Genomic DNA, 12,164 nt, shown 5'->3' with positions numbered 1-12,164 from the left:
TGACCAATGACTGCTGATCTCTCCCAGCACATCGCCGGCCTGGACGCGCTGGAACTGTCCCACCGGGAACGACAGAGCCTCGCCTCCAGGATCTGGGCCAGAACCTGGCCGATGCTCTCGGCGATCGCCCTCGTCCTCGCCGTCTGGGAACTGGTCGTGCTCAGCGGCTGGCGCCCGGAGTACGTCCTGCCCGGTCCCTTTACCGTCCTGGCGGATCTGTGGAACCGCCTCGGTGAGGCCGAGTTCTACCAGGCCGTGGCCGTGACGATGCGCCGCGCGGTCACCGGGTTCGCGGTCGCGGTGCTGGTCGGGCTCGTGGTCGGCGCGGCCGTGTCACGGGTCAAGCCGCTGCGGGCCGCGCTCGGCTCCCTCATCACCGGCCTGCAGACCATGCCCTCCATCGCGTGGTTCCCGCTCGCGATCCTGTTCTTCAAGCTCAGCGAGAGCGCGATCCTGTTCGTGGTCGTCCTCGGGGCGGCACCGTCGATCGCGAACGGGCTGATCGCCGGCGTGGACTACACCCCGCCGATCCTGCTCCGCGCCGGGCACATCCTCGGCCTGCGGCGCCTCGCGCTCTACCGGCACGTCATCCTGCCCGCGTCACTGCCGTCGTTCCTGTCGGGACTCAAGCAGGGCTGGGCGTTCGCGTGGCGCTCCCTGATGGCCGGCGAGCTGCTCGTGATCATCGCCCATCAGGCGTCGATCGGCGAGCAGCTCGACAACGCCAGGGAACTCTCCGACGCCCCCGGCCTCCTCGCCACGATGATCGTGATTCTGGTCATCGGCATCGTGGTGGACATGTGCTTCGGCGCGGCGGACAACGCCCTGCGGCGTCGCTGGGGCCTCGACCAGGGCGTCGGCTGAGAGCGCGGCGGCAGCGGCGACAGCGGCGACACGGTCACCCGCGTTCGACCGGTCGCCGCTGCCGGACCACGACGGCGTCCCGCAGCCGTGGCGGACCGTACCGACGAACCACCCACGCGCCCGGACGGCGTCGTCGGCGCCACCGGAAGACCATCGACGTCACGGGCGAAACCGGCGGCCATTCCCAAGATCAGAATTTGACGACGATCGGTCGAAGGTGTTGTTCCGCCCTCTCCAACCGGGCTAAACAGGTTCACATGACAGAGACACCAGCAGCCGGACGCCCCCTTCCACGGCCGCCGATCGCCGATCGGCGGACCTGGCAGAAACAGATCGACGAACTCCGGGCCAAGGAGAAGGCCCACACCAGGGCCGGAGACGCACTGGCCGCCGAACGCCGTCGGCTGCCGATGGTCGAAGTCGATCCGCGGACTCCGCTGATCGGAGCCGACGGCCCGGTGCCGTTGATCGACATCTTCGGCGGCCGGTCCCAATTGATCGCCTACTTCCAGATGTGGCACACCGGTGAGCCCGCTGCGAAGCAGTGCATGGGCTGCACCTTCTCCACGTCCCACATCAACGAGTTGTCCTACCTGCACTCGCGGGACGTCGGCTACGCGACCTTCTGCCAGGGACCGTACGAGGAGAGCTCGCGCTACCGCGACTTCATGGGCTGGACGATTCCCTGGTATTCGGTGCCGCAGGACGCCGTGGACCGGTTGGTCGCGGACCGGCACTTCGGCATCCTGGTCACCTATCTCCGCGACGACGACAAGGTCTACGAGACCTACTGGACCACCGGCCGCGGCAACGAACTGATGGCACCGTCGTACGGACTGCTGGATCTGACCGTCTACGGTCGGCAGGAGTTCTGGGAGGACTCGCCGGAGGGCTGGCCTCAGCGTTGGGACACCCGAGGCGACCAGTTTCTGCTGGACGGCCGCCCGACCGCCCAGTGGTCACGGATCAAGGCCGGATACGACGACGACCTCGGCGCCTCATCCGGTGATCATCACCAACCGCACTGCCACTGAACGGGCATCCGTCAGGGGAGAGAATCCACTGCTCGCCGCGCCAGGAGCGACCTGAGCCGATCCACCGCGAGCGCCGCCGCCCAGATCAAGCAACCCTTCCACTGCCTCCTTGCCGCACGCGGCACGGGCCGCGACCGGCGATCACTCGAGGACCCCGGGGTCGTCGCGCAGGCTGTCGTGCGCGACCACGCGCGGCACGCCCAGCGGCGCCGGCCCTCGGATCACCGCCGCGGGCAGGCCGAGGAGCCGCCTCACACGTCATCTCGCGCGAGGGCGCCGGCGCGGAGCAGTCGCCACAGGCCGGCGAAGGCCAGCGTGGCCGTCACCGCGCTCATCCCGAGCCGCCCCCAGTGACCGGTCTCGAACTCGAACGCGGTCTGGCGCAGCACCTCCACGGAATGAACGGCGGCGCCCTGCTCGAACATGATGTCGTTGCGCGGCCAGAAGTACAGGACCGAGAACAGGAACTCGCCCAGCAGCAGTGACAGCAGGCTGCCGCCGGCCCACAACCGCGTGTCCCGGATGGGCCACACCAGGATCAGGGTCGCCACGGAGGCGATCACGGTCACCGCGCCCATCGGCGGGAAGAAGTCGGCGGGACCGCTCACCACGAAGAACTCCACCGACTCGGCCAGGGAGGCCGGCACGTCGTGGAACACGTTGGGGTAGATGACGATCGTCTCTACCGCGATACCCCCGAACGCCACCATGGCGATCCAGACGTACGCGGTAAGGACGACAAGAGAAAGTTGATGTCGCATCAGCAGGCTCACCTAACGGATGGGAAGCTCGGACCCGGTCACGCTACGAGTCCGCCCCTCGCCCCGTCGTCGACCTGAAAGCCCGACGCGCGTACGCGTTTCGACGTACCTGCTCGCGGTCGAGGCTTGATGGTGCGGGCAGCCGCATCATCCTGAGAGTGCGTTCCGCGAGCTGATGCCCTGTTCGTCGTTGGCGTTGGGAAACGACTCCCGCAGTGGGCCGCCTTCGAGCCTCAGCCTGGACCGTCCCGTGTTCTCAGGTCGTGGACTGGGCGATGAACACGAACTCGCGCCCCGGGCGGTCAGGGGCCTCTCGCACATCGAGCACCCGGTAGCCATGAGCGACCAGGCTCGATTCGACCTCCTCGCGGCTGCGAAACCGCAGGGTCGAGTCGGAGACGACCGTCGCACCGTCCACCGGAAACCTGTAGGTGTAGCGGAAGGAGACGAACGGCAGGCTTACTTCGGTGACCTCACGGCGCCGCTCCACCTGTCCTTTCCCGGGGATGTCGAGGATCAGGTGATCATCGTCGGCGGCCCACTCCTCCCAGGCCCGATACTCGGGTCTCCTGGTCTCGAACACGAGATATCCGCCTCGACGAAGAACGGCGTGGACGCCCCGCAGAGTCTCCGCCCAGTCGTCGTCGGTGAGGAAGACCTGCGCCACGTTTCCCGTCATCACCGCGAGATCGGCGCCGAACGGCGGCACCGTCCTGACATCTCCATGAACCCAGGTGACCGTTGCGGTCGCGTCCTTCGACTTCGCGACCTCAAGCGACGCCTCCGCCGGATCGACCCCCACGACGGTACGGCCGGTTGCGGCGAGCAGGACCGCGAGGGATCCCGTCCCGCAGCCGACGTCGAGTACGCGGTCCGCCCCCAACTCGTCGGCGAGGTCGAGGTAAGCGGCCAGGTCGTCGCGGTCGCCGTCGAAGGCGTCATAGACGGGTGCGAGACGAGGGTGCGCGAAAATCGCATCAGGCACCCGGCGACCGTATCCACGTTCAAGCGTCCCGGCCACGGATTTAACGAACCGCCCGGCGACTCGCGGCTGTCCCGCGAACAACCCGGCCGGATCGTCCAGGACACGCGGATCCACCCGGCTCGCCCTGCCGTCCCCGATCCCGATCCCGATCCCGAGGAGGTGAGACGACATCGGGGGTGGGCGCCTCGTTCAGGACGACCAGGGTGCCCGGCTACACGTTCTCCTCAGCCGGCCGGGCACAGCTCACTCAGAGGTCCGGTGGGGAGCGCGATCCATCCCTCGGAGCGCGCCGAGTGAGCTTGGTCCTGTGCCGGAACGGTCGCGAGACCCTGAGCCGCGGCGCGGGCGGTGAGCGCGGCGATGACGGCGTCCGTCGCGTGGTCGGACGTCCGGCAGATCTGTTCGTGTTCCCCCAGGTCCAGCCATGGCGCCGCTTCCTGGAGTTCATCGACCAACCCCGCGAGTCCGCCACGGTTCGCCGGGCTTTTATAGCGGCCGTGGGGCAGGCCCCAGCATCTGAGCGAGGCCGCGGGGTAGACCTCCGCCACGACACCGGTGCCGCTACGGTCGACCGGCTGCCCCTGCCGGGCAAGCTCGGCGAGCAGGGCCGCGCAACGCAGGGCCGTGCTGCCGATGAGATTCGCGGAAACACTCAGAGGATAGAAGTCGAGGACTTCCTTCACCTCGTAGTCGGTGACCCGCATGGTGAACTGCCTGCGCCAGGCGACGTCCGTGCTGCCCTCGGGCACGGCGACATGTCCCGTGCGGTGAGCCGTGATGAAATCAACGAACTTGTCCGGCCAGCCGAGCGGACAGTCGATACCGGCCTTGTCCGCGCCTTTGATCGCTTCGACGATCAGATCATCGTCGGCCACAGTCTCAAGCCTGCGGACACGGGCCCCGTCGGCAGACCAATCAAGCCAGGCCACCGCCGTCTCTTTCGCTTCCGTCGCCAGGTCAACACCAACCGTGAGCATCGGTTCACGATAAAACACCGGCTGCTCAGCGGACAGGCGGTACTTCTACGGAAAGCGGCTGCGCACGCTCAAGGACCTGGACAGCGCCGCGATCGTGTTACGCGAGATACGGCCGCCGACCCGGACGGTGATGCGCGGACCGCGCTGGACGGCATGGACCTGCCGGCAATTCCTCCTCCTGCCAAGGGCATCACGCCTTGGTGGCACTGACGAGGCCGCTCTCGTAGGCGATGATGACGAGCTGGGCACGGTCGTGCACATCCAGCTTCGACAGCAGGCTGCGCACGTGGGTCTTGACGGTGGAGATGCTGAGGCGCAGGTGGGCGGCGATCTGGGGATTGGTCAGACCGCGGGCGACGAGCGTCAGCACCTCGCGCTCGCGGCCGGTCACCGCCGTCAGCTCGCGCGCGCTCAGGGCGTCGGCGGCGGCCCTGCGGGTGAACTCGGAGATGAGCCGCCGCGTGACCGTTGGTGCGAGCAGCGCCTCGCCGGAGGCGACCACGCGGATCGCGGCCAGTAGGTCGGCCGGCGGGATGTCCTTGAGCAGGAACCCGCTCGCCCCGGCACGCAGTGCCGCGTAGACATACTCGTCCAGGTCGAAGGTGGTCAGGATGACGACCCGGGCCCCGGCCCATGACGGGTCGGACAGGATATGGCGGGTGGCCTCCAGTCCGTCCATGTCCGGCATGCGCACGTCCATGAGGACGACGTCGGGCCGGGTGCGCGCGGCCAGCTCGACGGCCTGCGCGCCGGTGCCCGCCTCGCCGACGGCGACCAGGTCTGCCGCTGTGCCGACGAGCATCGTGAGCGTGGCACGCAGCAGCGGCTGATCGTCCGCGATCGCCACCCTGATCACAGCGCCTCCTGCGAGGCGTAGGGGAGGTGAGCCAGCACGCGGAAGCCGCCGCCCGGGACCGGGCCTGCGATGAGCCGCCCACCGTACATGAGGCAGCGCTCGCGCATGCCGCGCAACCCGTGCCCACCTCCGTCACCCGGTGGGCACCGGCCGTCGTCGGTCACCTCCACCTCCACCACCCCAGCCTCAGGTACCGTGACCCGCACCCGGCAGCCGGTCCCGGCATGCTTGCCCACGTTGGTCAGCGCCTCCTGGACGATCCGGTACACGGCCAGCGCCACCCCATCGGGCAAGTCCCCGGCCTCGACGCGCAGGTCCACCTCGACCCCCGCGTGCGCGGCCAGGGCGTGCAGGTCCTGCAGCCGTGGCACGGGCGCGGTGCCCTGGAGGCCGGACTCCGAGCGCAGCATGCCGAGCATGGCGCGCATCTCCAGCATCCCCTCCCGGCCGATGGTCTCGATCAGCCGCAGCGCCTCGCGCGCCTCCTGCGGACGGGTCTCGGCGACGAGCCCGGCGACCCCGGCCTTCATCGTGATCAGGCTCATGCTGTGCGCGACGACGTCATGCAGATCCCTGGCGATGCGCAGCCGTTCCTCAAGGGCTGCCCGCTCCGCCGTACGGGCCGCGTGCAGACGCTGTTCACCGACGGCCAGGCCCGCCGTCCAGGACAAGCCGATCACGGTCAGCCCGAACCCGGCGTCGCCGAGCGCCTGCGTCCAGGACGGCCAGGCGGCGGCGAGCAGGGCGGCGGCCACACAGCCCAGCGACGCGGACAGGCCGGCGATGGCCGGTCCGCGCGGCTCCTGCACGCCGACCGAGTAGAGCACCACGGCGACCGGCAGGTAAGCCGCCTCCACGCCCATGAGCAGCGCAGCGGCGGCGGCGGCGAGCGAGACGACCAGCGAGGGCAGTGGCCACCGTCGCCGCGTCGCGACGGGCAGCGCGGCCAGGGCGGCCGCGACGACCGCCGCGATCACGCCGGTCCGCAGCTGCGCCGCCGCCGCGAAGGCGGCGGCCAGCAGGAGCGCGACCACCACGTCCACGGCCACCCAGTGGCCGTGGCGCAGCCTGTGCACCACCAGGCTCTCTCTCATCAGCCGACAGTATCCGCGCAGGTCACCTGCGCGACATCGTCCGCAAGGAGGAACGCCTGTCTGGCGTAGCGTCCTGGGCTGATGTGGGCTTCGTCCGGCAGGGCGATGCCACCGTTCGGTCCTGGCGACAGCGTGGAGGCATGAAGACAACACCTCTCGTGATCGCCGCTGCCGCGCTCCTGGTAACGGTCGCGTCCCCGGCGGGCGCGACCACAGCCCCGGCGCGGTTCGAACCGCCCTCTCCCACGGGCCCACACAAGATCGGCACAGTCGCGCTGCACCTGGTCGACCAGTCCAGGACCGACCCATGGGTGACCGACCGCAAACGCGAACTGATGATCAGCATCTGGTACCCGGCGCGCAAGACGGCCGGATACCCGCTCGTGCCCTGGATGCCGAAGGCGGCGGCCGACCGCTACCTGCGCGACATGGGGCTGCCGCCGGGCAAACTGGTCCTGGGTGACACCGACGGCCATCAGGGCGCTCCGGCCGACCGGCGGCTCGGGCGGCTGCCCGTGGTGCTGTACTCGCCCGGTGCCAATGCCTCACGCTCCTTCGGCACCGGGGTGGCGCAGGAGCTGGCCAGCCGTGGCTACGCGGTCGTGACGATCGACCACACCTACGACGCGGCCGTGGTCGAGTTTCCCGGCGGCCGGGTCGTCACGAACCCGAAGGGCGAGATCACCGACTTCGTCAAGGCGGCCAAGGTACGCGCCGACGACACCAGGTTCGTGCTCGACCAGTTGCCCGGCGCCCTGCCCGCGGGGCTGAGGGGGGTGCTGGATCTGAAGCGCATCGCGATGTTCGGCCACTCCCTCGGTGGCGCCACCACCTCCTCGGCCATGTACGCCGACAGGCGTATCAAGGCCGGGCTCAGCCTCGACGGCGCGGTGCTCGGCCCCGTCGCCAACGCCGGGCTGGACCGGCCGTACTTGGTGGTCGACACGCCCGGCAAGGGAGGGATGGTCAGCAACCCTGCGCTGCGGACGTTCTGGAAGAACCTGCGCGGATGGCGGCTCCACCTGACCGTCAGGGGCGCTGCGCACAACTCCTTCGGCGACGACGTCCGGCTCATCCGCAAGGCCGGGCTGCCGGTAGAGGAACTGGTGGAATCCGTCGGGACGATCACCGAGAAGCGGGCGCTGGCCTTCCAGCGCGCCTACCCGCTCGCCTTCTTCGACCGGTTCCTGCGCGGCAGGAAGTCCCCGCTGCTCGACGGGCCGACATCACGTTTCCCCGAGGTCACCTACACCAAGTAGGTCACTCACCCCCGCCACACCCCGGCGAGACGCATCGCCGAAAACCTGCCGCCCCCTCACGCGAAGGCGCCTACGACTTCCAGCGGGGGGGCGAACAGGCCGACGTCTCCACGGCGGTCAGTCCCGTTCTCGCCTGCTGATCAGGGAGTGCGTCCGGGCTCAAGTGATCTCCAAGGGGGCGTGCCCATCCTGGGGGGCATGTACAACAATGCGGGGCTCTGAAGCATGACCGACAAAGCCAAGCCCGGCAAAAAGCCGTGGTGGTATGTCCTGCTGGCTGTGCTGGCCGCCCTCGCGGCTCCGACCTACTTGGTGACGAACCTGGTTTTGGCCGTGGTGGAGGCGTATCAGCCGTGCGTGTCACCGTCCACAGGCACCTGGCCGCCGACTGCCGCCCGCACCGAGACCTTCATCGACTTGCCGCTCACCGCGGCTGACATGCCCCGTACCTTCCCCGGCCCGGACGAGGAGTCCGTCATCGCCGCGGTCTACCGGACACCCGACGAGAAAAAGGTCCAGGTATGGCGGCGCCACCCAAAGCACACAGACCCGGACGCCTCGCTCGACGAGGAACTGCAGCAGTCCGGTAGCAAGTCGGTCAGGGACGGATACCGCACCAAAAGCACCGATGCCTGCGCCGAGGGAATCGTGGCGATGTCGACCGGCCCGCTCGGTGGCGCGGCGGCCTGCTACCCGTCCCAGTTCAGGGACGCGAAGACCCGGATCTACGAGCCGGGGGCGGTATGTCTTTTCTTCGACCGGTGGTCCGGGGCGAAACTGGAGGGGCCGGACATGACCGTGAGCGAGCTGGCCGAGCTGATGCCCCGCCTGCGACCCGCCATTCAGGTTCCGCGCACCCCGTGACCGCCCGTTCGACAACGGGGCCTTCGACGCCGCGATGACGGTTTCCTCCATCCATCACTGGCCGGACCCGATCGTCGGCCTGCGCGAGATGCGGCGGGTCGCTCGCCGCGTGGTGGTGTTCACGCACGACACCACTGACACCGGATGGCGTCATCGGTTCTGGCTCACTCGCGACTACCTGCCCGAGGTCGCGGACCTCCTGGTCGGCCGGCCTTCGGTGACCGAGCAGGCCGATGCGATCGGAGCCCGGATGGAACCGGTGCTCATCCCGTGGGACTGCGCCGACGGCTTCCTCGAAGCCCACTGGCGTCGGCCGGAGGCATACCTCGACGAGAACGTCCGTCACGGAGGGTCGGTCTGGACCAGAGTCGGGCCGGACGTCGAGCAGCGCGCGGTACGCAGTCTCCGTGACGACCTCGCGTCCGGCCGGTGGGCCGAACGCAACCGCGACCTCGTCGATCTCGACGCGGCAGAGCTCGGCCTTCGCCTGCTGATCGCCTGAACCCCCGCCGCTGTCCTGTGCGTCAAGCTCACGCGGGACACACGGGGATCCGGTCCTCGACTCCGCGGACACGACACCGAGAATGAATGCATGATGAGCCGGTGAGCACTTCCTCCAGCGAATCCGGCTCGGACCGGCCATGAGATTCCTTGTCGTCGGCGGCAGTGGGTTTCTCGGCGGCGAACTCGTCCGGCAGTGTCTGGTGGCCGGGCATGAGGTGGCCGCGACCTACCTCTCCCGGCCGGGAGAGGCTGCGGGTGTCGAGTGGTCGCCGCTCGATGTGCGCCGACGAGACGACGTCGACGCGCTGATCGGCGCGTTCCGGCCGGAGGTGGTCGTCAACGCCGCGTACCTGCAGTCGGACTGGGCCATCACGGCGACCGGAGCCGCGAACGTGGCTCTCGCCGTCGCTGCGGCAGGTGGACGCCTGGTCCATGTGTCCAGCGACACGGTCTTCTCCGGTGCCGCGATTCGCTATGACGAGACGTGCCTGCCCGACCCGATCTCCCCGTACGGTGCGGCCAAGGCCGCCGCCGAGACGGCGGTGAGCGCGATCGCGCCGACCTCGGTGATAGCCCGGACGTCCCTGATCATCGGCGACGGCGGTTCTCCGCACGAGGCGCTGGTGCGTTCGCTCGCCACCGGCAGGGCGAGCGGAGTGCTGTTCACCGACGACGTGCGATGTCCCGTGCATGTCGCCGATCTCGCCGCGGCGCTCCTCGAACTCGCCGTGTCCGAGTATCACGGTGTCCACCACGTCGCCGGAACCGATGCGATCAGCCGGTACGAACTGGGGCTGCTCATCGCCCGACGCGATGGGCTCGACGCGGACCGATTGCCTTCAGGCCTGAAAGCGGACACCAACGTGCCCGGCCCGCTGGATGTGCGCTTGGAGTGCGAGATGACTCAGCGGCGACTTCGGACCAGGCTGCGTGGCGCGCGGCGGTTTCTGGGGTGACGTTTCCATCGCCGAGATCCGGCGTCGCGGAGTGCGCCAGACCCGCCGGCCCCGTTTTCCACACGTGACCGATCTTCAGCGGAGACCTGGCGCCACCGGCCGATTGGTGGCCGCTCAAGGGCCGAATAAGCTCAGGCGCGTCACTTCATTCCGAGCACATCAGGGAGCCCCATAAGTGGTGATCATCGCTCAGGAGACGTCGTTCGACGAGGCTGAGATGTTCGAGCTCTACGACTCGGTCGGCTGGGGCCCGTGGACGCACGACGTCACCCGGGTATGCCGGAGCCTGGCCAACTCGCACCTGGTCATCACCGCCAGGGACGAGTCGGGCAAGCTGCTCGGCCTGGCGCGGACGGTATCCGACGACGAGATCGTCTGCTACGTGCAGGAGTTGCTGGTCAACGCCCGACACCACGGCAAGGGCGTCGGCCGCCGACTGCTGGAGCACCTCAAGGACCGTTACGCGCACTGCCGCTACTTCGTCCTCACCACCGATCACGAGTCCACCCCGGCAGGCCCCGCGAACCACGCCTTCTACCGCCGCCTCGACCTGATCGAGCACCACGAGCAGGGCTTGTCGGCCTTCGGCCTGCGGGTGCGCGACCCGCGGAGCCTCTAGACCCGCCGACCTGTCTTCGCACGTCAGTACGGCCACCCTGTGCTCCTCGCCACCCGCCGCACGGCTGCGGTGGTCGGCATGGTCGTGTGACTTGCCTGGCAAGTCGCGCTCCCGCAACCGGTGGAGCGGTGTGTTGCCAGGCAAGTTGTCCGATCCTGATCAGATGACGCGGACCTGGAACTGGTCCCCGTCCAGGACCCGGGACTTGTAGTAGAAGGCGCCCAGGTCGGCTCCGCCGAGAGTGTTCTCCGCCAGGGGAATCATGCAGGCGCTGTAGCCGCCGGAGTCGGTGGAGACGCGCATCGACAGCCACGTCGCGCGACAGTTGAACTCATACGCGGTGTTCAGGTTGAAGATGAAGATGTTTCGGCCGTATGGCTGGGAGTACGCACCGTTGTAGGTGGACTTGAAGGGGTATTCGTCACAGGACCAGACTCCCGGAAGCGGAGGGTCAGGGCGCCCCGGCGGGCATGCCCTGTTGTAGTTGTTGGCCATGAGGGTCTCGTTCTGGGTCCTGGTCAGGAGGTTCGTCATCTTGAAATGGTTGATGGCGAGCTGGAGGTGGCGAGCGTACGACGGGTAGCGATACGACAGGACGTCGTGCATCGGGACGACCGAGTCGTAGACGCAGCCCGAGGGGTAACCGGTCAGCGCGTCGTCGCAGCGGTGCACGGCCGGCGCCGTGATCGAGGGGTTTGTCGTCGGGTTGACCCATCCCGCGTTGGCGAACCAGTACCTCATCCCACCGTGTGCCCCCCACTTGTAGCCGCTGAGCGGGCTGTTGAAGTACGTGGTGGTCGAGTGGACGCGGCCCGGGAGCGCTGACCCGCCGACCAGTCCGCTGCTGGACACCGTGCAGCTGGCGAGGCATTGCGGCTCGGCGTAGACGAAGGTGTCGAGCACCACAGGGATCGCCGGGCCGGAGACGGAGTTGGCCTGGTAGTGCCACGACTGGCTCCACCGCAGCGAGCTGTAGTCAAGGGTCGTCAAGCTGGAGACGGTGAACTGTATCGAGCCGATGACGACCCCGTTGGGCACCGTGAAAATGAGCAGGAGACCATCCTCTATCACGCATGCGGCTGTCCGGGACAGCGTGGCGCGCCCGCCGCAAATATCGGCGGCGGCGACGCCGGCGTCGGTCGTGGCCGGGCCGGTTTTCCTCGCCTGCTTGCGGATACAGGTGGCGGTCTCGGACTTCTCGGTCGCGGCGATCTTCGCCGCGTGCTGTTTGAGGTCGGCGCCGCACTCCTGTACGACGGTGGGCTCCGGTGCGGGCTTGTCCGGTGCCGCTGTCGCCGGAGGAGTGGGGACAAGCAGGGACAACAGCGCTAGAGCGACGCTCGCGATCCCCGCTTTCCATCTGGCCACGGGTTACTCCCTTCGTGGAAGAA

General features: G+C 68.6%; 12 protein-coding genes and 1 pseudogene. 7 read left to right on the top strand and 6 right to left on the bottom strand.

Annotated features, from left to right (window positions below; translation table 11 throughout):
- Positions 1-6: 6 nt before the first annotated feature.
- Positions 7-864, top strand: coding sequence for an ABC transporter permease (locus ACFY3V_RS32405; RefSeq protein ID WP_350945636.1), 858 nt, complete (start codon positions 7-9; stop codon positions 862-864).
- A gap of 257 nt (positions 865-1,121) precedes the next feature.
- Positions 1,122-1,898 carry a DUF899 family protein gene (locus tag ACFY3V_RS32400; RefSeq protein WP_389778766.1) on the top strand — a complete coding sequence of 259 codons (777 nt, stop codon included), beginning with the start codon at positions 1,122-1,124 and terminating at the stop codon, positions 1,896-1,898.
- Positions 1,899-2,149: 251 nt separating this feature from the next.
- Here ACFY3V_RS32400 and ACFY3V_RS32395 read toward each other — a convergent pair whose 3' ends face one another.
- The 5 genes from ACFY3V_RS32395 to ACFY3V_RS32375 form a co-directional block, all read right to left on the bottom strand.
- Positions 2,150-2,671, bottom strand: a complete 522-nt coding sequence (locus ACFY3V_RS32395) for a hypothetical protein (protein WP_389778764.1) — start codon at positions 2,669-2,671, stop codon at positions 2,150-2,152.
- 244 nt (positions 2,672-2,915) lie between these two features.
- Positions 2,916-3,644 (bottom strand): class I SAM-dependent methyltransferase, encoded by a 729-nt coding sequence (locus tag ACFY3V_RS32390; protein WP_389778762.1) that lies wholly within the window; start codon positions 3,642-3,644, stop codon positions 2,916-2,918.
- A gap of 224 nt (positions 3,645-3,868) precedes the next feature.
- Positions 3,869-4,621 (bottom strand): DUF429 domain-containing protein, encoded by a 753-nt coding sequence (locus tag ACFY3V_RS32385; protein WP_362904133.1) that lies wholly within the window; start codon positions 4,619-4,621, stop codon positions 3,869-3,871.
- A gap of 190 nt (positions 4,622-4,811) precedes the next feature.
- Entirely contained in the window at positions 4,812-5,477 is a 666-nt protein-coding gene (locus ACFY3V_RS32380; protein ID WP_389778761.1) for a response regulator, read from the bottom strand.
- Positions 5,474-6,571 (bottom strand): histidine kinase, encoded by a 1,098-nt coding sequence (locus ACFY3V_RS32375; protein ID WP_362904137.1) that lies wholly within the window; start codon positions 6,569-6,571, stop codon positions 5,474-5,476. The genes ACFY3V_RS32380 and ACFY3V_RS32375 overlap by 4 nt, the downstream gene beginning before the upstream one ends.
- Positions 6,572-6,711: 140 nt before the next feature.
- On the opposite strand from ACFY3V_RS32375, the gene ACFY3V_RS32370 reads away from it, so the two are divergent.
- The 5 genes and pseudogenes from ACFY3V_RS32370 to ACFY3V_RS32350 all read left to right on the top strand — a co-directional run bounded on the left by ACFY3V_RS32370 (position 6,712) and on the right by ACFY3V_RS32350 (position 10,773).
- On the top strand, positions 6,712-7,830 hold the full coding sequence (locus tag ACFY3V_RS32370; protein WP_389778760.1) for an alpha/beta hydrolase family protein: 1,119 nt from the start codon (positions 6,712-6,714) through the stop codon (positions 7,828-7,830).
- A 225-nt stretch (positions 7,831-8,055) separates the two neighbouring features.
- Positions 8,056-8,694 carry a hypothetical protein gene (locus ACFY3V_RS32365; RefSeq protein WP_389778759.1) on the top strand — a complete coding sequence of 213 codons (639 nt, stop codon included), beginning with the start codon at positions 8,056-8,058 and terminating at the stop codon, positions 8,692-8,694.
- A gap of 10 nt (positions 8,695-8,704) precedes the next feature.
- Positions 8,705-9,196, top strand: a pseudogene (locus ACFY3V_RS32360) (SAM-dependent methyltransferase); the annotation flags it as partial.
- Between the two features lie 139 nt (positions 9,197-9,335).
- A complete protein-coding gene (locus ACFY3V_RS32355) occupies positions 9,336-10,154 on the top strand; it encodes a sugar nucleotide-binding protein (protein WP_389778758.1) in 819 nt (272 codons plus the stop codon).
- A 175-nt stretch (positions 10,155-10,329) separates the two neighbouring features.
- Positions 10,330-10,773 (top strand): GNAT family N-acetyltransferase, encoded by a 444-nt coding sequence (locus ACFY3V_RS32350; protein ID WP_362904143.1) that lies wholly within the window; start codon positions 10,330-10,332, stop codon positions 10,771-10,773.
- A 159-nt stretch (positions 10,774-10,932) separates the two neighbouring features.
- On the opposite strand, the gene ACFY3V_RS32345 is transcribed toward ACFY3V_RS32350, so the two are convergent.
- Entirely contained in the window at positions 10,933-12,141 is a 1,209-nt protein-coding gene (locus tag ACFY3V_RS32345; protein ID WP_362904145.1) for a hypothetical protein, read from the bottom strand.
- Between the last annotated feature and the right edge of the window lie 23 nt (positions 12,142-12,164).

The sequence above is a fragment of the Streptosporangium sp. NPDC000095 genome, from assembly GCF_042899335.1.
GTDB lineage: Bacteria > Actinomycetota > Actinomycetes > Streptosporangiales > Streptosporangiaceae > Streptosporangium.
Note: the sequence above shows the minus strand (reverse complement) of the source record. Positions and strands in the feature narration are given on the sequence as shown.

Excerpts from the sequence above, each read along its gene's own strand:
- ACFY3V_RS32370 (WP_389778760.1), top strand. The coding sequence starts at position 6,712 with ATGAAGACAACACCTCTCGTGATCGCCGCTGCCGCGCTCCTGGTAACG.
- ACFY3V_RS32355 (WP_389778758.1), top strand. The coding sequence starts at position 9,336 with ATGAGATTCCTTGTCGTCGGCGGCAGTGGGTTTCTCGGCGGCGAACTC.
- ACFY3V_RS32365 (WP_389778759.1), top strand. The coding sequence starts at position 8,056 with ATGACCGACAAAGCCAAGCCCGGCAAAAAGCCGTGGTGGTATGTCCTG.
- ACFY3V_RS32405 (WP_350945636.1), top strand. The coding sequence starts at position 7 with ATGACTGCTGATCTCTCCCAGCACATCGCCGGCCTGGACGCGCTGGAA.
- ACFY3V_RS32375 (WP_362904137.1), bottom strand. The coding sequence starts at position 6,571 with ATGAGAGAGAGCCTGGTGGTGCACAGGCTGCGCCACGGCCACTGGGTG.
- ACFY3V_RS32400 (WP_389778766.1), top strand. The coding sequence starts at position 1,122 with ATGACAGAGACACCAGCAGCCGGACGCCCCCTTCCACGGCCGCCGATC.
- ACFY3V_RS32385 (WP_362904133.1), bottom strand. The coding sequence starts at position 4,621 with ATGCTCACGGTTGGTGTTGACCTGGCGACGGAAGCGAAAGAGACGGCG.